This window comes from Mesorhizobium sp. C395A (assembly GCF_030323205.1).
GTDB lineage: Bacteria > Pseudomonadota > Alphaproteobacteria > Rhizobiales > Rhizobiaceae > Mesorhizobium.
Genome location: NZ_CP100473.1, coordinates 3,860,587 through 3,882,074 on the forward strand (window position 1 = coordinate 3,860,587; position 21,488 = coordinate 3,882,074).

Here is a 21,488-nt window from a genome sequence, read left to right on the forward strand (position 1 = left end):
GGCAATCTGGTCCTACCAGAATACCAGAATGAAAGGGCCACCTCTAAACTGGTCCAGCGGACGAAAATTTCAAAGCCAAGCAAAGATGCGCCAATTCCGTCTCTGGCGAAACCCTTGGCAAGGGCCATAATCGCCGCGAGGATGCTGGCGGGTGCCGCCAGCTTCGAGGGGTGCGCCCATCTGGTCGCGGAGAGGACGGAGGTTGATCATGTCGGATATTTCCAGACGCACGCTGCTTGTCGGCTCAGTTTTACTGCTGGCCTCCACCGCCATGCCCACATTCAGCTGGGCGCAGACGCCGAAGAAGGGCGGCCGCCTCGTGCTTGCCGCCGATTCCGAGCCGCGCAACCTCAATCCGGCCATCGTCGCCTCCAACGGCGTCTTCTTCATCTCCAGCAAGATCGTCGAAACGCTGGCCGAAGCCTCGTTCGAAGGCAAGGACGGACTGGAACCCCGCCTTGCGCTCTCCTGGGAAGGTGCTGCCGATGGGCTGTCGGTGACCTTCAAACTGCGCGACGGCGTCAAGTGGCATGACGGCGAGCCGTTCACCTCGGCCGACGTCGCCTTCTCCGCGCTGCAGATCTGGAAACCGCTGCAAAATCTCGGCCGCACCGTGTTCAAGGATCTGGCCAGAGTCGACACCCCTGACGATCTGACCGCCGTCTTCAAATTCGCCAAGCCAACGCCGTTCCAGTTGATCCGCAACGCGCTGCCGGCGCTGTCAAGCGTGGTGCCGAAGCACATCTACGAGGTCGGCAAGATCGAGGACAACCCGGCCAACAATGCACCCATCGGCACCGGGCCGTTCAAGTTCGGCGAATACAAGGCCGGCCAGTATTACAAGCTGACCAGGAATGCGGATTACTGGGCCAAGGACGAGCCGTATCTCGACGAGATCATCTACCAGGTGCTACCCGACCGCACGTCGGCTGCAGCGGCGCTCGAGGCCGAAGAGATCCAGCTCGCCGCCTTCTCCGCCGTGCCCCTGGCCGACCTCGACCGCATCTCCAAGGTGCCGGGCCTGAAGGTGATCTCCAAGGGCTATGAGGGGCTGACCTATCAGCTCGTCGTCGAGATCAACCATCGCCGCAAGGAACTGGCCGACGTGAAGGTCCGCCAGGCGATCGCGCATGCCATCGACAAGGACTTCGTCGTCAAGACGGTGTTCCTCGGCTATGCCGCCACCGCCACCGGCCCGGTGCCGAAGAACGATCCGCAATTCTACACTGCCGACGTGCCGATCTATCCATTCGACGTCGCCAAGGCCAACGCATTGCTCGACGACGCGGGGTACAAGCGCGCCGATGACGGCAAGCGTTTTGCGCTGAAACTCCTGCCGGCACCCTATTTCAACGAGACCAAGCAGTTCGGCGACTATCTGCGCCAGGCGCTGGCGGCAATCGGCATCGACGCCGTGATCGTCAACAACGACTCGGCCGCGCACATCAAGGCCGTCTACACCGACCACGCCTTCGACCTCGCCGTCGGCCCGCCGGTGTTCCGCGGCGACCCGGCGATCTCGACCACCATCCTGGTGCAGAGCGGCATTCCCGACGGCGTGCCGTTCTCCAACCAGGGCGGCTACAAGAACGCCGCGCTCGACGCGCTGATCGCCAAGGCTTCGGAGACGCTGGATACGTCAGCGCGCACCGACCTCTACAAGGAATTCCAGAAACAGGTCGCGGCGGACCTGCCGCTGATCAACGTCGCCGAATGGAGCTTCATCAGCGTCGCGCGCGAGACGGTGGGGAACATCGCCAACAACCCGCGCTGGGCGGTTTCGAACTGGGCGGACACGTATCTGGAATCGTGACACATTTGCGCGGATGAAAGTTCGCAAAGAAATTGGTGTGAAGGCATGGCGTAGGGCCGCGTTTCGTCACACCCCCCTCTGTCCTGCCGGACATCTCCCCCGCAAGGGGGGAGATCAGCAGCTTCGCTGTCGCGTACATTCGGCATCGAAGACTGGCGAAGGCAGAGGCGACATCCAATCTCCCCCTTGCGGGGGAGATGTCCGGCAGGACAGAGGGGGGTGCCTAGACACCGCACCTCTCCCGACTGGCGTAGCGCTATGCCTTTCCCATGACCCGCGCCCTCACCCTCATCCGCCGTCGCCTCGTCGGCAGCATCTTCGTGCTGCTGATCGTCATCATCGGCACATTCCTCCTCCTGGAAGCTGCCCCCGGTGACGCGGTCGACGCCTACATCGTCTCGACCGGCGGCGACGCCGGCATGATCGAATTGCTGCGTCATCGCTGGGGCCTCGACCAGTCCGAGCTGACACGGCTCGCGAACTATCTCTGGGCGCTGCTGCATTTCGACCTCGGCCAGTCCGTTACCTTCTCGCGGCCAATTCGCGATGTCATCCTGGAACGCCTGCCGACGACACTGCTCCTGATGGTGACCGCCACCGCGCTCTCCTTCGGTTTGGGCTCGGCGCTCGGCATCTACGCCGGCGCCAGACCCGGCAGCTTTCGCGACCGCTTCCTGTCGATCGGCTCGCTGGCGCTTTATGCCGTGCCGGGTTTCTGGCTTGGCCTGGTGCTGATCGTCGTCTTTGCCGTCGACCTGCGCTGGCTGCCGATCGGCGGCATCGAGAGCCTGGCCTCGGACAAGACCGGTTTTGACCGCGCCACCGACATCGCCGTCCACCTCGTCCTGCCGGTTTCCGCGCTCGGCTTCATCTATCTCGCGCTCTATCTGCGCATGATGCGCGCCGGCATGGCCGAGGCGTGGCGGCAGGATTTTGTACTCGCCGTCCGCGCCAGGGGGCTGTCACGCCGCCGCATCGTGCTCGCCCATGTCGCCCGCAACGCGCTCTTGCCGCTGGTCACCATGCTCGGCCTGCAATCGGCGCAGATGCTGGGCGGCAGCGTCGTCATCGAAAGCGTCTTTGCCGTGCCCGGGCTCGGCCGGCTGGCGCAGGAAGCGGTCGCCTCGCGCGACACGCCGCTGCTGCTCGGCATCATCCTCACCAGCGCCGTCCTCGTCATTGCCATCAACCTTGCAGTCGACATCGCCTACGCCTTCCTCGACCCGCGCGTCGGCGCCAGTGAGGCCAGCGCGTGAGCGCGCTGCCGCGGTTCCTGCGCCGGCCGGAAGCGGTCGCCGGCGCGATCATCCTGGCGCTTCTGTTCGCCATGGCGCTGTTTGCGTCGCTGCTCTTCCCCGGCGACCCGCAGGCCATTGCCGGACCAGCACTGCTGCCGCCGTTCCAGGACTGGTCGCTGCCGCTCGGCACCGACCGGCTCGGCCGTGACGTGCTGGCCGAACTGTTCCACGGCGCCCGCACCTCGCTGGCGGTCGGCCTGGCGGCGGCGGCGGCGGCACTCTTCGTCGGCGCGGTCGTCGGCACGCTGGCCGGCTTTGCCGGCGGCCTTGTCGACGAGGTGCTGATGCGCATCACCGATGCCTTCCAGACCGTGCCGAGTTTCCTGCTGGCGCTGGCCTTCGTCAGCGTCGTCGGTCCGTCGCTCGGCATCGTCGTCGCGGCAATAGCGCTCGGCGCCTGGACCGGGCCGGCGCGTGTGGCGCGCGCCGAAGTGCTGTCGATCCGCGAACGCGATTACGTCGCCGGCGCTCGCGTCATCGGCATGCATCCGCTTGAGATCGCTTTTCGCGAGGTGTTGCCCAACGCGTTGCCGCCGGTGCTGGCCTTGTCCTCGGTGATCGTGGCGGCCGCGATCCTCACCGAGGCAGCGCTGTCCTTCCTCGGCCTCGGCGACCCCAATCGCGTCACCTGGGGCGGCATGATCGCCGAGGGCCGCACTGTGCTGCGCACCGCACCCTTTCTGTCGATCGTTCCGGGCATTGCCCTGGTACTGACCGTGCTCGGTATCTATCTCGCCGGCGAATGCGTGGTGGAGACGACGGCGGTGCGGAGGAGCCTGTCGTGACCGCACTGGCTGAGATACGCGATCTGTCGGTGCGCTATCGGCGAGATGGCAGCGAGGTGACGGCGCTGAAGGGGGTCAGCCTGGATGTTATTGCCGGCGAGCGGCTGGCGATCATTGGCGGAAGCGGTTCGGGCAAGAGCACGCTGGCGCTGGCGGTGGCTGGACTGCTGCCGGGGTCAGCCAAGGTTAAGGGAAGGATCGATTGGTTCCTGAGATCTACAGGAGAGGCAGGCGTCAAGGCACCCCCCTCTGTCCTGCCGGACATCTCCCCCGCAAGGGGGGAGATCAGCAGCTTTGCCGACGGCTTCCCTTCTGCAACGTTCGTGGTTGGCGAAGGCGGAGATGAGAGAGCAATCTCCCCCCTTGCGGGGGAGATGTCCGGCAGGACAGAGGGGGGTGTGACGGAACGCCGACCTCTCAAATTAACCGAGCCCAGCACGCTCCCCCTTCCCGGCCGCGACATTGGTTTCGTCTTCCAGGACCCCTCCGCCAGCCTCGACCCCGTCATGACCGTCGGCAAACAGATCGCCGAAGTCGCCTGCACCCACCTCGGCCTCGACTGGCCGCAAGCCTACGCCAAAGCCAAAACCCTGCTCCAACGTGTCCGGCTGCCCGACCCACAAACCGCCATGCGTGCTTTCCCGCACCAGCTCTCCGGCGGCCAGAAGCAGCGCGTTGCTATTGCCGCAGCCATTGCAGCCGGTCCGAAACTGCTGATCGCCGATGAGGCGACCAGCGCGCTGGACACCATTGTGCAAGCCGAAATCGTCAGCCTCATTCGGCAACTGGTGGCGGAGGACGGCATGACGCTGCTGTTCATCAGCCACGACATCGCGCTGGCCGCCGAACTCGCAGAGCGTATCGCTGTATTCCGGAACGCCGAACTGATCGAACTCGGCCCGACGGAGCAAATCATAAACGCCCCGCGCCATGCCTATACGCGAACGCTGCTCGACGCCCATCTCGGCCTCGACGCCGATCCGCTGCTACGACGGGCGCCGGCATGAACTTGCTCACCGTCTCCGGTCTTACCAAGCGATACCGTCGTGGCGGCAAGGCCATCGCGGCCGTCGACGGTGTCTCCTTCGCCATCGAACCCGGCGAGACGCTGGCGCTGGCCGGGCGCTCCGGCAGCGGCAAGTCGACGATCGCGCGGCTAGTGCTTAGGTTGATCGAGCCCGACGCCGGCACCGTCCAGTTCGAAGGCGACGACTTTCTGCTCTTGAAGGGTGCGGCCCTGCGCACCAAGCGCGCGCGCCTGCAAATGGTGTTCCAGGATCCGCTCGCCGCGTTCAACCCGCGCGCCACGGTGGCTCGCGTGCTTGACGATCCCTTGCGCATCCATGCCATCGCTTCCCGCGCCGAGAGGCCGGCCCGCATTGCTGCCTTGCTGGATCGCGTCGGGCTGGCAGCCGATCTCGCCCCGCGCGCCATTCACGAAATCTCCGGCGGCCAGCGCCAGCGCGTCGCCATCGCCCGCGCCATCGCGACCAAACCGTCGCTGATCGTGCTCGACGAGGCGGTGTCGGCGCTCGACGTTTCGGTCCGCGGACAGATCCTTGCGTTGCTGCTCGACCTGCAAGCCAGGGAACGGATCGCCTATCTCTTCATTTCGCATGATCTCGGCGTCGTACGGGCCATCGCCCACCGCGTCGTTCTTCTCGATGCCGGGCGGATCGCCGAGAGCGGCGACGCCCGCAACGTTATCGACGCGCCGCAGTCGGCAATTGGCAAGGCGCTGGTTGCGGCGGCGCCAAGATTGGACAGAAGCAGCAGGCAAGTACCATGACCGAACCAGAAGCCAGAGCCGAAAAACTCTCGCGCGAACTCGATTCCGCCTTCCGTAACCGCGCCGATCTCTACCGCCTGTTTCTCGACGAGCTGACCGGCGAACTCGGCGCGGAAAAGGCCGAGGCGATCATGATCCGCATCATCGAGCAGCGCGGCAAGGAGGTGGCGGCGGCCGCCTTCGCCCGTTTCGGACCTAACGACGCGCCGGCCATCGGCGAGGCATTTTTGGCCGTCAGCCCGGATGGCGGCCTGATGTATCCGGCCGATGTCGAGCGCGGGCCGGACCACATCGCCTTCAAGGTGAAGCGTTGTCCGCTGAAGGACGCCTGGGTCGAGGCCGGTGTCGGTGATGAAAAACTCGCCACGCTCTGCCGCATCGCCGGCGCTTTCGACCGTGGTCTGTTCAAGGCAACGGGCGTGCGCTTCGACAATGTCACCTGGACGCCGGGCCACGGCCCCGGCTGCTGCCACATCGCGCTGACCAACCGGGATGCCGCCGGATAGCCAATGCTGATCAGTCGGCGGCAAACACATGCAGCTCCGTGCCCGCCTGTTCGGCAGCAGTGCGCAGGTCGGCCTTCGGTTCGCTGTCGGTGACGATATCGGCAATGTCATTGAGCCCGCAGATGCGTTCCAGACTGCTGCGGCCAAACTTGTCGTGGGTCACCACCAGCACCGTCGACAGTGAACGCGATATCATTGCGCGTTTAACGGCTGCGGCGCCCGAGATCATGTCGCTCGGACCATCGGCGCTTATCCCCGATGCCCCGATAATGGCGACGTCGGCATTGTAGCGGCGCAGGAACTCGACGGTGTCTTCGCCAAGCACGCTGCCTTCGCGGCTGTCATAGGTCCCGGGGCAAAGCAGCACGCGGAAGGTCGGATTGGCGCCGGCCACCGAGGCCACGCCGGTGGAATTGGTGATGATGGTCAGGTCGCGCTTCAGCTGCGAAAGGTTGCGCGCCACCTCATAAGTGGTCGAACCGCCATCGATCATCACGATCTGGCCCTTCTGGACCAGGCCCGCTGCGCCGCGGCCGATGCGGGCGCGCTCCTCGACCAGGGTCAGGCCGCGCTCCGAAATCACCGGCTCTGATGTCACCAGCGAGATCGTCGCACCGCCATAGGTGCGGTTGATCAGCCCGGCATCGCCGAGTTCGATAAGATCGCGGCGGATGGTCTCGCCGGCGACGCCGATGCGCCGTGCAAGTTTGGAGATGCGGATGGACGCCGACCGGCGCACTTCCGAAAGGATAAGCGCGTGCCGCTCCTTCTTCGTCAGTCGGCCCTGATCCATGATTATTCCATTCCCTTTGCAGCAATCAGTGCGTCGGCAAGCTCGGCAAACCCTTGCGCGCCGCGCCCGCTTGTGACGAAGGCAGGAGATGCCGGAAGTTCGCCGGCGAAGTCCAGCACATTAGCGACACCGACGCTGTTGGGGAAGAAGCCGAACATTGGCGCATCGTTTGGACTATCGCCGACGAAGACAATGCTGTCCTTGTCGTGGTCTATGTCTATACCAAAACAGTCGCGCAAGAATAGCCGGCTTGTTGACAGTTTGTCGTATTTGCCGAACCAGCCATTGACATGGATGGACGAGATTTTCGCCGCCGCTCCATAGCGCTGAAAGATAGCGACGATCTTCAGCACTTCAGATTTGGGCAGCGGCGCGACATCCTCGCGAAAATCGATCGCCAAATCGGCTTCGCGATAGGCCTGGTCAGCGGCGACCGCCGCACCCGGAATTTCCGCGAGCACGGCGCGTTCGATCTCGCGCAGGCGCGCCGCGTCAGCCTGCCTTTCGCCGGCACTCCTGGCATAGTGACGAACGATGCGCTTGGCAGTGCCGTCATAGCGGAAATAGAAAGCGCCGTTCTCGCCGATCACGCCATCGACCGGCCATTGCCGCGCGATCAGGTCGCACCAGCCGGCAGGGCGGCCGGTCACCGGCGCGACAAGGAAGCCGGCCTGCTTCAGCCGCTCGAGCGCCGCATAGGCTTTTGCCGGCAGCCGTCCCTTGTCGGTCAAGGTGTCGTCTATGTCGGTCAGCACGACAGCGATGTTGCGCCGGTCCGGCGCGGTGAAGTCGGTGAGCGGACGCAGCACCCGCTCAGGCTCCCGCCGCAACCGTTTCGAGCGACGCAGCAGCGACGTCGAGCATGGTGAACCTGTCGCGGATCAGCCGCGCATTGGCGACCGCCTCGTCGTAGAAGCCAGCCGGTATGGCGACCTCTTGCGGCGTGGTTGGGGCGCCGGCGGCACGCAGTGCTGCCGCGATCTCGCGCGCCGGGCGTGCCACCCGCAGCAGCCTTTCGCGATGCGAGCGCCACTGCCTGGCCAGCATGGTGTTGACAGCGTCCGCCCGTTCGCGGTCCAGCAGCTTGGGCTTGAATGCCGCCCAGCAGGAACGTCCGAGCGTTTCGCCGAAGATTTCGATGAAGCGGTCTGGCGTATCGGCGGAGGGCGCGAGCTGCAGCTCCCGCAGCGCCAGCACGCGTTCCTGCAGCCGCGCCATCGTCAACGTCGTCACCGCTATGTGCTCGCCGTGATGCGCTTCGGGCAATCCCTGGCCCCGCATGTCGATATAGTGGGCGATCAGATGTTCGCCCTGGCTGGCCGGATAAGAGCCGCCGCACAGTGTCATGCCGAGACCGGACATGACCAGCGTGCGCACCAGCACTTCCATCGCCTCAAGGTCGCCGGTCCCGAGTTCGCCGGCCTTGGCGATGAGCGCCTTCTCGTCCTCGGCCAGAAGCATGAACGGCGCCTGCCTGTAGGGCGTGCCGAGCAACAGATGCGCCATCAGCCAATCGGTCTGCGCGGTCGGCCGCGCCATCGAATCGCCGAAGCCGGCAGCGATCAGCCGGTGCGGCGCCCGCGCCATGACATCGAGATCGAGGAAGACGCCGACCGGCAGGCTCGCCGTCAGCGATTTCTTCAGGCCGTCCTCTGTGATTGCCGCAGACACCGAGGTGTAGCCGTTCATCGACGGCGCGGTGCCGAACACCGCATAGGGCTTTTGGGTCAGATGGGCGGCATATTTGGTGATGTCATTGATCGAGCCCGATCCGACCGCGACCAGACCGCTGGCGTCTTTCGTGCGGGCGATCACCGATCGCACGGTGTCCATGTCGGGATGCGGATGGCGCGGCAGGATGATCTTGTCGACATCGCTGGAGCCGCGCAGCGCAATCGACACTCTCTCGCCGAGAGCCAGCCTTGTGTCGGGATCCATGACAACGGCGAGCCTGCGGCCGAGCGGCAGCGGCTTGACCAGCGCATCGGCTTCATCGCCGAGACCGCGCCCTATGACGATGGTCTTCAGCGGCACCGACAGCATTCCCTGGCTATCCGGGTCAGGCAGCGTGCCGGCAATCAGGCGATCGAGCATTTGTCTGGACATAGGATGCAGTCCGGTCAGTCAGCATGAAGCGGGGTCAGGGCATCGAACAAGGTGCGATACCGGCGGTAACTTCTGTCGTAGGCGGCCTTGGCGGAAGGATCAGGGTCGATCGTCTCGATGTGGCCGGCCAGCCTTTCAGCCGCCTGCTGCACTGAGGAGGTAAGGCCGATGGCTGCGGCGGCAAGGATTGCCGCACCGATCGGCGAGGCATCGGCCGCACCCGCGATCTCGACCGGCCTGCCGCTGACATCGGCACGGATTTGCGCCCATACCCGGCTGCGCGCGCCACCGCCTGAGAGCCGGATGCGATCCGTCGCGATATCGAGATCGTCCAGCCGGTCGACCACGTCGCGCATGGCAAAGGCACAGCCCTCCAGCACGGCACGGGCACAAGCGGCTTTGCCGTGGAAGGATGTCAGGCCGTAGAAAGCGGCACGCGCTTCGGCGATCCAGCGCGGCGCCATGGCACCGGACAACGCGGGCAAGAACAGCAAATCGTCGCTGCCGGCAACCACCGTCGCCGCCAGTTCCGACATCGCCGCCGGCGAATCGACGCCGAAGGTTGTTAGAAACCACGTCACCGCGCCGCCCGAGAGCCATCCGGGATTGGAGATGAAATAGCCGTCGCCGAGAAAGCCATGGGTCTCGACCAGGCCGCCGGGGTCGAGGCGAAGCGTGCCGGACACCGCGCCGACCACTTCGGCCGTGCCGAGATTGCAGGCGACGACACCGGGCACTACAACCCCGGCGCCTATGGCGGCCGAAAAATCATCGCCGGTGCCGACCGCCAGCGGCGTGCCCACAGGAAGACCGGTGAGCTCGGCGCCGGCGTGGGTCAAGGCGCCGGCGATCTCAGATGCATCGTCGATGCCGGGCAATTTGTCTGCATCGATGTCGAAGGCCGCCAGCAGATCGCCGGCATAGTTGTGCTCCTTCAGCCCATAGAGCATGGTCGTCGAGGCCAGCGCGTGATCGATGACGGCACGACCGCACAGCGCCGCGACCACGAACGATACCGGTTGATGCCAGAGCGCCACCCGGCGCGCTTCGGGCAGGTTGCGCGCGGCCCAGCGGATTTTCGCCGCCATATGAGTGGCGTCCAGAACGAGACCGGTGCGCTCACGGATGAAGTCCGGATCGATGCCGGCGATCTCTCCTGCCGCCCGCCGGTCCATCCAGATGATGCACGGAGCCAGCGCCTCACCATTGCCATCGACCGCGACGCAGCCGTCGAGCTGGCCGGCAATGGCAATACCCTTGATGTCGGACGGCGCAAGCCCAGCCTTGTCGAGCGCGCCGGCAATGGCCGGCTTGAGCGCCGCCAGCCACAGCGCCGGGTTCTGTTCGGCCCAGCCGGGCGCCGGGAAGGCCGGCTGGTACAACACAGCGGCCTCGCCACGCAGCCGCAATTCGTCATCGACAACGATCGCCTTTAGGCTTTGTGTGCCGAGATCGATGCCGATGACTGGCATTAGACACGCTCGCAATCCGCGAGGACATCCCGCAGTTGCGAGAGGATAGAACCTTTCGTCGGCGAATAGGAGCCATCGAAAACCGCTGTGCCAATGGTAAAAGCGTTGGCGCCGGCCAGCTTGATTGCCTTGATCCGATCGGCTGATGCCACAGCGCCGGCGACGATCAGATGCCGCGACGGACCAAGCCCGCGCCGGGCTGCGCGCACCAGTTCGGCCGGGTCGGCCTCGGTGGCGCGATAGGCGAGGATGTCGCATCCCGCACAACCCTTCTCGGCGAAGGCGCGGCAGTCGGCCTCGACATCCTCGGCCGAACCGCCGAGCTTGGTCGGATGGCCGACCGGCCGACCCGGAAAAGGGTAGTATTCGGTGCCGCTCCCCTCCAGCAACGCCATGATCTCGTCGACCTGGGTTCCGCCGAGCAGGCGCCGGACGCCGAGATCCCTGGCGATGCGCGCGGAATTAAGGCAGGCCTCAGCCGTCGTCGAGACAACTTCCATGTAAGTGGTGGCGCCTGTCCGGCCAATGGCGACAGCGAGCTTGCGCAGCACATCCGGCGCGACGCCAATATCCTTGAAGCCGACATGCTTCAGGCCGACCGGCTCAATCAATTCGACCAGGTCGAGACAGTCCTCGACCGTGCGATCGTTGCGCGTCAGCATGAAGATGAAGTCCATCCGAAAGGTCCCTCGCCTGGTCGGGAAAGCCGGTTTGCTGCCGGTCTGTTAACACCTCCCAGCCATTTGTTGCAAGGTGCCACATTTTGATTTGCAGTACCACACATTTTATGACAGAACGGGCGCCAGCCCGCCAGGCACGACTTCTAGGGAGAGGGAAGAATGCTCAAGCCGCTGAGACGTACTGCGTCCAGACTGCTCATCGCAGCCGTATTTGTGTGGCCCCTGACGTGGCAAGTGACACAAGCGGCCGCGTGGGATCTGAAAGAGGCGTCGAAACCCTATAGCGGCCAGACCATCCGCATGGTCGGCGAGGCGCTGCCGCCGCTCGAAGCGCTGAAGAAGATGGCGCCGGAGTTTGAAAAACAGACCGGCATCCATGTCGAAGTCGAGATGTACGAGCACTCGGAAGCCGTCAACAAGGTGCAGCTCGATCTCAACTCGCACCGCGGCCGCTACGACGTCATCATCCAGCCGCATCGCGAACTCGGCAAGTTCGCCACCAACAACCATCTGGTCGAAATCGCCAAGATGATGGCCGACCCGGCTTTGCGCGATCCGAGCTTCGAGCCGGAGAAGCAGCTCTACCAGACCGCCTGGCACGAAATCTCCTGGTATGACGGCAAGGAGTACGGCTTCCCCTTCACAGTGCTCAACATGTTCATGTGGTATCGCTCGGACCTGCTCGCCGATCCCAAGGAGCAGGCAGGCTTCAAGGCCAAGTATGGCTACGACCTCGCTCCCGCCAAGGACTGGAAGCAATATCGCGATATCGCCGAATGGTTCTATCGCCCCGACCAGGGCTTTTACGGCACCGCCCTGCAGGGCAAGCGCCACGAGGCGCTGTGGTATGAGTGGCTCAACTTCCTTTATTCCTTCGGCGGCGACGTGCTCGACGTGAAGAGCGGCTCGGCCTGCGGCCCGGTCATCGTCAACAGCCCCAAGGCCGTCGCCTCGCTCGAATATTACAAGAGCCTGCTGCAATTCTCGCCGCCGGACAGCCTCAACTATTTCTGGGATGATGTCATGGCGCTGATGCAGCAAGCCAAGGTCGCCGAGCTGATCATGTGGAACGACGCAACCTATGCCGTATCGGTCGACACCACGGCCTCCACCGTGGTCGGCAAGGTTGGCTTCGATCTCGTGCCGCAAGGCGACGGCGGCAAGATCGGCCAGGTCGAGGGCTGGACCTATCTGATCCCGGTCTATTCGAAGAACCAGCAGGCCGCCTTCCTCTTCGTCCAGTGGATGATGGGCTATGACCGCCAGCTCGAGGAGCATCTCAATGGCGGCGCCTCGGGCCGGCCCGATGTCTATGCCTCGGCGGAGGTGCAGAAACTGCCCTACGCCAAGGCGTCGATGGAGGCCAACGAGCATGCGGTGCCGAAGGCGACGCTGCCGCAATCGGCCGAGATGACCGACATACTGGTGCGCGAACTGTCATCCTACCTCGCCGGCGAAAAGGAGGCGCAGGCCGCCCTCGACACCGCCGCCACCGACATCTCGACACTGCTCGGTTCTTGCGCACCCATGACCTATCCGGCACGATAGGCCTTGAGATGTCGCGCAGAGGCTACCCGCACAAGCGGGTAGCCGTTCTTGTCCGCAGGAAACGCCCGTGACGAACCGCACTCCATCGCCGCGCGGAATGCCGCTTCTCGACCGTGGGGTGGGGCCGCTCTTGATGCTGCCGGCGACGCTGCTCGTCGTCGTCTTCCTGGTCGGCCCGTTCTACTACATGGTCTACACCGCGCTGACCGACCTCAGCTTCGCCGACGCCAGCCATGCCGGCGCCTTCGTCGGTTTCGACAATTTCCGCAAGCTGATGCGCAACGACCCATTCTTCTGGGCATCGTTCCTGCTGACGCTGAAATTCGTCATCATCGCCGTCGGCCTGGAATTCCTGCTCGGCTTTGCGCTGGCCTTCCTGATCTTCCGCTTCGTCGCCAGCCAGCGGCTTCTCACCACACTGCTGCTCATCCCGATGATGATTGCGCCGGTCGCCGTCGGGCTGATCTGGCGGCTGCTGTTGCAGGGCGATTTCGGCATGCTCACCTTCTACATGCGCAAGGTCGGCCTGCTGGCGCAGAATTCGGCGGTGCTTTCGGCACCCGACCTGGTGTTTCCGACCATCGTCGCCATCGATGTCTGGCAGTGGACGCCTTTCGTCACCCTGATCATGCTCGCCGGCATGATGAGCCTGCCGCGCGCGCCGTTCGAGGCGGCGATGATGGATGGCGCAAAACCGTTTCAGATCTTTCGCGATGTCATGCTGCCGCTGCTGCGGCCCGTCATCGCGCTGGTGCTATTGCTGCGCGGCATCGATGCCTTCAAGGAGTTCGACAAGGTTTTCCTGATGACCGGCGGCGGTCCCGGAACGCTGACCGAACTGGTGTCGATCTATGCCTACCGCGTCAACTTCCGCAACTGGGACCTCGGCTACGGCGCCGCGGTCGCCTTCATGATCTATCTCGTCGTGCTGATCCTGTGCTCCGTCTTTTACAAGGCCGTCTACTGGTCGAGCCGCAAGCAGGCGGCGGCGTTTTGAGGGCGCGGCGATGATCGATCAGTCCACCAACCGCGCCTGGAAAAGCTTTGCCTGGTCGGTGTTGCTCGTCGCCGTCGTGGTCGCGCTGACGCCTTACGTCTGGATGGTGCTGGCGTCGTTCAAGAACCGCGTCGATCTTCTGTCTTCTGTGCCGAAATGGATTTTTTCACCGACGCTTGCCAACTATCCCGCCGTCTTCATCGACAAGGAATACTGGCCGCTGGCAATCAACTCGGTGCTGATCTCGGTGTCGTCTACGGTGCTCTGCATCGTCATCGGCGCGCCGGCTGCCTATGGCTTTGCCCGCTCCAATTTCCCCGGCAAGGAAGACCTGTTCTTCTTCTTCCTGACCACGCGCATGGCGCCGCCGATCTCGATCGCCGTGCCGCTGTTCCTGTTCTTCACCTCGCTTGGCCTGATCGACACCATCTACGCCGTGGTGATCGCCCACACCTCCTTCAACCTGTCGCTCGTCGTCTGGATGATGCGCGGCTTCTTCGCCGAAATCCCCAGGGAGATCGACGAAGCCGCGATGATGGACGGCCGCTCGCGGCTCGGCGCATTCTTCTTCGTCGTCGCGCCGCTGGCCGCACCCGGCATGGGCGCCACAGCGGTGCTCTGCTTCATCCTGTCGTGGAACGAGTTCCTCTATGCCTTCATACTCGTCGCCTTCGACGGGCGGCCGCTGACCGTCGGCATACCGGGGCTGGTGACGCCGCATGGCACGCTATGGGGCCAAGTCGCGGCGGTCGCCATCGTGGCGACGCTGCCGATCGTGCTTTTCACTTTCCTTGTCCAGAAACAGCTCGTGCGCGGCCTCACCTTCGGCGCGGTCAAGGGTTGAAGGGATCTCGCATGGCAATTGTTTTCGACGGCGTCACCAAGGCTTTCCCCGACGGGACGGTGGCGCTGCAGGCGCTCGATCTTGCTTTCGAGCCCGGCGAATTCCTGGTTCTGCTCGGGCCCTCTGGTTCCGGCAAGACGACAGCCTGCCGGCTGCTTGCCGGCCTTGAACGTCCCACGGCCGGCCGCATCATGGTCGAGGGTCGCGATGTCACCGACCTGCCGCCGCGCCTGCGCGGCATGGGCATGGTGTTCCAGAACTATGCGCTCTACAGCCATAAGAGCGTCTACGAGAACATCGCCTATCCCTTGCGCATCCGAAAAATGCCGGCCGCCGAGCTCGACCGCTGCGTGCGCGCCATGGCCGAACTCTTGGAAATAACCCGCTACCTCGACCGCCGCCCTTCGCAATTGTCGGGCGGCCAAGCGCAGCGCGTGGCTGTGGCCCGCGCACTCGTCTGGCAGCCGAGCCTCTGTCTGATGGACGAGCCGCTGTCCAATCTCGACGCCTTGTTGCGGCTCCACATGCGCACCGAGCTGAAGCGTCTGCATCGCGAGCTGAAAAAGACCTTCGTCTTCGTCACCCACGACCAGGAAGAGGCGATGACGCTGGCGACCAGGGTCGCGGTATTGCGCGAAGGCGCACTGATCCAGTACGACGACCCGCGCGAGATCTATCGGCGGCCTGCCAATCGCTTCATCGCCGAATTCATCGGCCGTCCAGCGATGAACACGTTCGATGGCGATGTCCGCGCCGGCGTCTTCCACGCCAGCGGTTTCACTTGCCCGCTTCCGGGAAAGCCTGATGGTCCCATCGTGCTCGGCATTCGCCCGGAGCAGATCCAGCTTGTCGACGCGACTGCCGGCGACGCCATCCTGTTTGCCGTCGACGTCGTCGAACCGGTCGAGCCGGACGTGCTGATCTTCGCCAATAGCGAGGCCAACGCGCTGATCGTCAGGACCGTGAATGACGATCGCGCTTTCGATCCCGGCCAGCCGCTTTATCTACGCTTTCCGCCGGCAGCGCTGCACACATTCGATGCTGTGTCGGGAGCGCGGCTGCCGTGAGCACGCTGCTCGCTTTGGTGCCGCTGGCCGCCGCAGCCTTGGTCTGGTGGCTGTTCTACAGCTTCAACCGGTCGCGGCGCTGGTTCTCGACAGGCGAACTCATCTTCTGGGACGCCATTGCACTGGTAACCCTGCAGCTTGTCTGGCTGATCTGGTTCTGAATGCGCATTCCAGCAACGCAGATCAGTAGCCCAGCGCACAACCGTCCTTGCGAGGATCGGAGGCACCGGTGAGCGTGCCCTTTTCCCAATCGATCAGCACCAGCTGGCCGCCGCCATGCGGCTCCTCGGCGATCGAAACCTGATGACCGCGCTGACGCAGGCCGGCGATCGCCTCAGCCGGAATCCCGCGCTCGGCCAGCACGGCATTGTCCTTGTAGAACACCCGTGGCGCATCCAGTGCCTGCTGCGGGTCCATCCCGAAATCGATCATGTTGGTCAACAGATGGACATGGCCGAACGGCTGGTAGCCGCCGCCCATCACCCCGAACGGCATCACCACCTTACCCCCTCGCGTCGCCATGCCAGGCATGATGGTGTGCATCGGTCGCTTTCGCGGCGCGATACGATTTGGATGGCCTTCCGTGAGGCGAAAACTGCTGCCGCGATTCTGCAGCACGACGCCTGTCTTGGGACCGACGACGCCGCTGCCGAAGGAACCGAAGGTCGAGTTGATGAAGCTGACTGCATTGCGGTCGCGGTCGACCACGGAGATATAGACGGTGTCGCTGCGCGGCAGCTCAAGCCGCGGCAGATGCGTCATGGCGAGGGCCGGATCGATGGCGGCGCGCAGCCGCTCCGCATAAGCTGCCGACAGCAGTTGTTCGACGGGGACCTGGACGAAATCCTGGTCGCCGATGAAAGTATCGCGGTCCTGGTAGGCAAGCCGGCCGGCTTCGATCTCGAGATGCAGCCGCTGGGCACTGTTCGGCTCCAACGAACCAAGGCTGAAGCCCGAAAGCACATTCAGCATGATCAGCGCCGTCATGCCCTGATTGTTCGGTGGCATCTGATGGATATCGTAGCCGCGATAGGACGTATTCACCGACGTGACGTAGTCGCCTTGGGTCTCGGCGAAATCCTCCAATGCATGCAGCCCGCCCAGCGCGCGAAGACGTTCCACCAGATCGTCCGCGACTTCACCTTCATAAAACCCTGCACGGCCTCGGTTGGCGATGATGCGCAAGGTGTCCGCCAAGTGCGGCTGCCGATGCACATCGCCGGCTTGCGGCGCCCTTCCCTCGGGCAGGAATATGCGCGCGGCATGTTCATCGGCTGAGAGCAGGGCGACCTCGTCGGCCCAGTCGAAGGCGACGCGATCATGAACGACATAGCCTTGTTCGGCATAGCGAATGGCTGGCGCCAGCGCGGCGTCGATGCCCTTTTTTCCGTGGTCCTCGAGTAGCCGGCACCATGCATCGATGGCGCCTGGTATGGTGACGGCATGCGGTCCGGCCGCAGGCAGTTCGCAATGCCCCCGCTCCAGATACCATTCGGCGGTTGCCGCAGCGGGCGAACGCCCCGAGCCGTTGAAAGCGAGAACATCGCCCTCGCCTTTGGGACTGTAGAGCACAAAACAGTCGCCGCCGATGCCGGTCGATTGCGGCTCGACGACGCCTTGCACCGCCGCAGCGCACACAGCGGCATCCATGGCATTGCCGCCGGAGCGCAGCATGTCGATGGCGGCCAGCGTCGCCAGCGGATGCGATGTCGCCGCCATCGCTTCTGTCGCGCGAACTGGCGAGCGTCCGGGGGACTGAAAATCACGCATGCAATCGCCTCCAATGATTTCGCGCCCGCCGGCCGCAGCCTTCAATGCTTGATGCGGTCGCGCATGGCGTACCACAACATCCCCAGCACATAGAGCGGGCCCCGCAGCGCCGTACCGCCCGGGAACGGCATCGGCGTCAGCGTCGAGAACAGGTCCAGCCGCGAGGCGTCGCCCGTAATCGCTTCGGCCAAGAGCTTGCCCGACAGCGTTGACAGGATGACGCCCTTGCCGGAATAGCCATGCGCGAAATAGACCTCGCCATAGTGCCCGACATGCGGCAGCCGCGACGTGGTCACCGACACCAGGCCGCCCCAGGCATGATCGATGCGGCAGCCCTTCAATTGCAGGAAGGTGGCCTCCATGTGCGGCCGCACGAAGCCGGCAATGTCGGCCGGCGGCGATGGCGTGTACCGCTCGCCGCCGCCGAACAGCAGCCGACCGTCCGCCGACATGCGGTAGTAGTTGACGACGAAGCGCGTGTCGGACACCGCGACATTGGCCGGGATGACATTGTGTTTGCCCTCCAGCGGTTCGGTGGCGACGATGTAGTTGCCGACCGGCATGATGCGGCTGTTGACGCGCGGCTCCAGCCCATGCAGCAACGCGTCGCCGGCCAGCACGACATGTTTGGCCCTTACCGACCCCTGCGCCGTCGAGACCCGGATCGAAGGCTCGCGCTCCAGCTTTACCGCGACGGAATTTTCATGGATGACGACACCGGCCGCCACGGCGGCACGGGCAAGGCCGAGCGTGTAGTTCAGCGGATGCATATGGCCGCCAAGCGGCTCATACATGGCGCCATGATAGGGCGTGTCCACCTTGCCGCGTGCCTGCGCCGCCGACAGGATCTCGACGTCGTGGAACTTCATCACGCTCTCGAGGCATTTGGCCTCGTCTTCGAGATCCCTGAGGTCGGAGCCATTAACGGCACCGACGAGATGGCCGGTCAGCCGCAGATCGCAGTCGATGGTGTGGCGCTCGATGATGTCGAGCACCAGGCCCCGCGCCTCGAAGGCGAGGTCGAACAGCGCCTTCGCCCGCTCGGGGCCGTAGAGCTTGACCAGCCCCTTGGCGCCTTTGCGCAGGCCGGGGATCATCTGGCCGCCATTGCGGCCCGACGCGCCCCAGCCGATCTTGCCGCCTTCGAGCAGCACCACCTTCAGGCCGCGCTCGGCGGCATGAAGGGCGGCCGACAGGCCGGTGCAGCCGCCGCCGACCACCACCAGATCGGCGCCGACATCTCCCACCAGCGCCGGATGGTCCGGCGCCGGATTGGCGGTGGCGACATAGTAGGATTTGCCGATATCGAGGCCCGAATTGAAACCCGTTGAGCCGGAGGCCATGATCACACCTTCAGCAGCAAATGGTCGCGTTCCCAACTCGTCACCACGCTTTGGAACAGGTCGAGTTCGACGCTCTTGACGCGCAGATAGGTCTGGAAAAAATCCTCGCCGAGCAATGCCCGCACCGGCTCGCAAGCAATGAAACGATCAAGCGCCTCCTCCATCGTTTTCGGCAGCGTGCTTTTGATCTTGTAGGCATTGCCCGAGGCCTCAGCCGAGCGCGCCAGCTTCTGCTCGACGCCGAGATAGCCGGCAAGCAGCGAACCGGCGATCGCCAGATAGGGATTGCAATCCGCTCCCGGCAAGCGGTTCTCTACCCGCCGGGCGGCGCGGCCACCTGCCGGCACGCGCAGGCCGCAAGAGCGGTTGTCATGCGACCATTCGATGTTGGCCGGTGCGCTGTGGTTCGGCCGGATGCGGCGGAACGAGTTCACGTTGGGTGCGAACAGCGGCATGATCTCGGGCACATATCTCTGCAGGCCGCCGATGAAATGGCCGAACATTTCGGTGTCTGCATCATCTCTGTCGGCAAACAGCGCGGCGCCTGTCGTTTCATCGACGACAGACATGTGCAGATGCATCGAGCTTCCCGCCTGCGCCGCGATCGGCTTGGCCATGAAGGTCGCGTGCATGCCGCTCTGTTGCGCCGCTTGGCGAGTCAGCCGCTTGAACAGCAGCACCTGGTCGGCGAGCGGCACCGCGTCGCCGTGCAAGAGATTGATCTCCAGCTGCGCGGTGCCGGACTCATGGATCAGCGTGTCGAGCGGCAGGCCGGCGGCTGCGGCATAATCATAGACGCGCCTTATCACCGGCTCGAATTCTTCCAGCGCCACCATGTCATAGGGATGCTGCGAGCCCTCGGCGCGGCCATTGGCGCCAACCGGTGCCGTCAGCGGCTGGTCGGGATTCGGATTGGGCGCGGTCAGATAGAATTCGATTTCCGGCGCCACCACCGCGCGCCAACCGCGCTTCCGGTAGAGATCGAGCACGGCGCGCAGCACATGTCGTGGCGAGGCCATCCAGGGCTTGCCTTGCATGTGGAAGGCGTCGGCGAAGACATAGGCTTTGCCGACGCCACCGCCCGGCGCCAGGCACAGCGTCGACATATCAGGCACCATGCGCATATCCGGGTCTTGATAGGCAAAGCCTTCGTCGATGGAACCGGAGTAGCGGCCATCGATGCTGACCAGGAAAGCGCTGCTCGGCAGGTAGAGTGCGCGGTCTTCCAGCGCCTTGAGGAATTTCACCGTCGGCAGCGCCTTGCCGCGCAGCACGCCATTCATGTCGGGCACCAGGCACTCGACCTCCGTGATGCCGTGCTGGGCGAGCCAGGCCTTGGGATCGTTGCCGGTGAAGAGAGCGGTGTTGGTATTTTTGTCCTGCATTTTGGTTCACGTACCTATGAGAGAGAGTATGGCTTGCGCGGCCACATCCGTTCCAGGGGTCAGCGCCATCTTGGCAGCATTGTCCCTGAGGCGGGCGCGCATCGCATCGTCGGCCAGCAGGCCGAGAATGGCTCTCTCCAATCCCCCTTCCGTCCAGGCGTCCCGGCCGATATGGTCGCCGACACCTGTCTCTCCCGCGCGTTGCGCATTGTCGTGACCGTCCCAGCAATAGGGCATGATCAGCGACGGCACGCCGAAGCGCAGCGCCTCGCAAAAGCTGTTGTTGCCGCCATGGTGGATGAACAGGTCCGACTTCGCCACCACCGAAGGCTGCGGAAACCAGGCGTCGAGATAGACATTGTCCGGCACCGCGCGATAGGCGTCGCGCAGGCCGCCGGCATTGACGATGAAGCGCGCCGGCAGCCTGTCGAAGACGGCGAGCATGCGCTCGATCAGCCCGACATCCATCGCGCCGAGGCTGCCGAAGCTGACATAGACCAGCGGGCCGCCATTGCGCGGAAACACCGGCACCTCGAATGGCCCTTCCGAACGCACGCAGCCTTCGAGATAGACAAAGCGTTTGGGGTCGAGCGGCTCGGCCCGCTCACGCCGTACGATCGCTGGCGTCAGCAGCAGATTGAGGTCGGGTGATGTCTCGAGGAACAGGCCCTTGGGCAACGGCGCCAGGCCGGCATCCGCACGAAAACGGTTGAAGCGCTCATGCGCGGGTGCGGAGGCCGCGAGATAGCGCGCTTCGAACGCCGCACGTTGCGGGTCGTCGGCACCCATCCCCGAGAGATAGGGCGGCACCTCGGCATCCGGCAGTTCCGTCTCGGCACAGGAGACGACGCGCACCCACGGGCAGCCGGCGGCGGCGATCGCCGGGAACATGATGACGTTGTCGAGCACCACCGCGTCCGGCTTCAGCCGCGCCAGCAATTGGCGCAGCGGCGCCTCGGCGTTGACGGCGGTGTCGACGATCGCTTGCCAGGTCGGCGCGACATAGGTCTCGAGCTGGTCGATCGGGCTCAGCCGGAAATGCGGCAGGTGCCGGCGCACGAAGGCCTGCCAATAGCTCTGGCGGTCGCTGTCGCTCAGCGGCTCATCCGTCGGCAGATGGTATTCCTGGAAGCCATAGTCGGTAAAGACGCCGGAGAAGCCGGCATGGCAGATGAAGACGGGGCGAGCGCCCCGTGCGCGCAATGCCTGTGCGATACCGACGCAATTCAACGCGGCGCCGAAACTGGCTTCGGGAAACAGCGCGATGGTCGGGCTGGCTTTACGCGTCAATT

The 21,488-nt window shown here is 64.4% G+C and carries 20 protein-coding genes; 11 read left to right on the forward strand and 9 right to left on the reverse strand.

The window, feature by feature from the left end; translation table 11 throughout:
• Positions 1-208 precede the first annotated feature (208 nt).
• The 6 genes from NLY37_RS18880 to NLY37_RS18905 all read left to right on the forward strand — a co-directional run bounded on the left by NLY37_RS18880 (position 209) and on the right by NLY37_RS18905 (position 6,191).
• Positions 209-1,813, forward strand: coding sequence for an ABC transporter substrate-binding protein (locus NLY37_RS18880; RefSeq protein ID WP_031246549.1), 1,605 nt, complete (start codon positions 209-211; stop codon positions 1,811-1,813).
• A gap of 269 nt (positions 1,814-2,082) precedes the next feature.
• Entirely contained in the window at positions 2,083-3,069 is a 987-nt protein-coding gene (locus NLY37_RS18885) for an ABC transporter permease (protein WP_023743091.1), read from the forward strand.
• Positions 3,066-3,896, forward strand: coding sequence for an ABC transporter permease (locus tag NLY37_RS18890; protein ID WP_023743090.1), 831 nt, complete (start codon positions 3,066-3,068; stop codon positions 3,894-3,896). Before NLY37_RS18885 ends, NLY37_RS18890 begins: the two co-directional genes overlap by 4 nt.
• A complete protein-coding gene (locus NLY37_RS18895; protein WP_023743089.1) occupies positions 3,893-4,903 on the forward strand; it encodes an ABC transporter ATP-binding protein in 1,011 nt (336 codons plus the stop codon). Before NLY37_RS18890 ends, NLY37_RS18895 begins: the two co-directional genes overlap by 4 nt.
• A complete protein-coding gene (locus tag NLY37_RS18900) occupies positions 4,900-5,685 on the forward strand; it encodes an ATP-binding cassette domain-containing protein (protein ID WP_286440123.1) in 786 nt (261 codons plus the stop codon). Before NLY37_RS18895 ends, NLY37_RS18900 begins: the two co-directional genes overlap by 4 nt.
• Complete coding sequence (locus NLY37_RS18905) at positions 5,682-6,191, forward strand: L-2-amino-thiazoline-4-carboxylic acid hydrolase (protein WP_023743088.1); 510 nt, start codon at positions 5,682-5,684, stop codon at positions 6,189-6,191. Before NLY37_RS18900 ends, NLY37_RS18905 begins: the two co-directional genes overlap by 4 nt.
• A 10-nt stretch (positions 6,192-6,201) precedes the next feature.
• On the opposite strand, the gene NLY37_RS18910 is transcribed toward NLY37_RS18905, so the two are convergent.
• Genes NLY37_RS18910 through NLY37_RS18930 form a run of 5 tightly spaced genes read right to left on the reverse strand, consistent with a single transcriptional unit; the run spans position 6,202 to position 11,239 of the window.
• Entirely contained in the window at positions 6,202-6,984 is a 783-nt protein-coding gene (locus tag NLY37_RS18910) for a DeoR/GlpR family DNA-binding transcription regulator (RefSeq protein ID WP_023743087.1), read from the reverse strand.
• A gap of 2 nt (positions 6,985-6,986) precedes the next feature.
• A complete protein-coding gene (locus tag NLY37_RS18915) occupies positions 6,987-7,790 on the reverse strand; it encodes an HAD-IIB family hydrolase (RefSeq protein WP_023743086.1) in 804 nt (267 codons plus the stop codon).
• A gap of 7 nt (positions 7,791-7,797) precedes the next feature.
• The gene (locus NLY37_RS18920; RefSeq protein ID WP_084559036.1) at positions 7,798-9,090 is read right to left on the reverse strand and encodes an iron-containing alcohol dehydrogenase; all 1,293 of its coding nucleotides are present in this window, start codon (positions 9,088-9,090) and stop codon (positions 7,798-7,800) included.
• A gap of 14 nt (positions 9,091-9,104) precedes the next feature.
• Complete coding sequence (locus NLY37_RS18925) at positions 9,105-10,562, reverse strand: xylulokinase (RefSeq protein WP_023743085.1); 1,458 nt, start codon at positions 10,560-10,562, stop codon at positions 9,105-9,107.
• Complete coding sequence (locus tag NLY37_RS18930) at positions 10,562-11,239, reverse strand: beta/alpha barrel domain-containing protein (RefSeq protein WP_023743084.1); 678 nt, start codon at positions 11,237-11,239, stop codon at positions 10,562-10,564. Before NLY37_RS18930 ends, NLY37_RS18925 begins: the two co-directional genes overlap by 1 nt.
• Positions 11,240-11,476: 237 nt before the next feature.
• On the opposite strand from NLY37_RS18930, the gene NLY37_RS18935 reads away from it, so the two are divergent.
• From NLY37_RS18935 to NLY37_RS18955, 5 genes are all read left to right on the forward strand, one after another.
• Positions 11,477-12,790, forward strand: a complete 1,314-nt coding sequence (locus tag NLY37_RS18935) for an ABC transporter substrate-binding protein (protein WP_023743083.1) — start codon at positions 11,477-11,479, stop codon at positions 12,788-12,790.
• A 67-nt stretch (positions 12,791-12,857) separates the two neighbouring features.
• Positions 12,858-13,787 (forward strand): carbohydrate ABC transporter permease, encoded by a 930-nt coding sequence (locus NLY37_RS18940; protein ID WP_155922446.1) that lies wholly within the window; start codon positions 12,858-12,860, stop codon positions 13,785-13,787.
• Between the two features lie 10 nt (positions 13,788-13,797).
• Entirely contained in the window at positions 13,798-14,631 is an 834-nt protein-coding gene (locus NLY37_RS18945; RefSeq protein ID WP_031196887.1) for a carbohydrate ABC transporter permease, read from the forward strand.
• Between the two features lie 11 nt (positions 14,632-14,642).
• The gene (locus NLY37_RS18950; RefSeq protein ID WP_023743081.1) at positions 14,643-15,698 is read left to right on the forward strand and encodes an ABC transporter ATP-binding protein; all 1,056 of its coding nucleotides are present in this window, start codon (positions 14,643-14,645) and stop codon (positions 15,696-15,698) included.
• Positions 15,695-15,859 carry a hypothetical protein gene (locus NLY37_RS18955; RefSeq protein WP_023701459.1) on the forward strand — a complete coding sequence of 55 codons (165 nt, stop codon included), beginning with the start codon at positions 15,695-15,697 and terminating at the stop codon, positions 15,857-15,859. The genes NLY37_RS18950 and NLY37_RS18955 overlap by 4 nt, the downstream gene beginning before the upstream one ends.
• 22 nt (positions 15,860-15,881) lie before the next feature.
• Here NLY37_RS18955 and ggt read toward each other — a convergent pair whose 3' ends face one another.
• Genes ggt through NLY37_RS18975 form a run of 4 tightly spaced genes read right to left on the reverse strand, consistent with a single transcriptional unit; the run spans position 15,882 to position 21,486 of the window.
• A complete protein-coding gene (gene ggt / locus NLY37_RS18960) occupies positions 15,882-17,468 on the reverse strand; it encodes a gamma-glutamyltransferase (protein ID WP_023743080.1) in 1,587 nt (528 codons plus the stop codon).
• A gap of 41 nt (positions 17,469-17,509) precedes the next feature.
• Positions 17,510-18,811, reverse strand: a complete 1,302-nt coding sequence (locus NLY37_RS18965) for an NAD(P)/FAD-dependent oxidoreductase (protein WP_023743079.1) — start codon at positions 18,809-18,811, stop codon at positions 17,510-17,512.
• Between the two features lie 2 nt (positions 18,812-18,813).
• Complete coding sequence (locus tag NLY37_RS18970) at positions 18,814-20,196, reverse strand: glutamine synthetase family protein (RefSeq protein ID WP_023698836.1); 1,383 nt, start codon at positions 20,194-20,196, stop codon at positions 18,814-18,816.
• A 6-nt stretch (positions 20,197-20,202) separates the two neighbouring features.
• Positions 20,203-21,486, reverse strand: a complete 1,284-nt coding sequence (locus NLY37_RS18975; protein WP_023698837.1) for a glycosyltransferase — start codon at positions 21,484-21,486, stop codon at positions 20,203-20,205.
• Positions 21,487-21,488 lie beyond the last annotated feature (2 nt).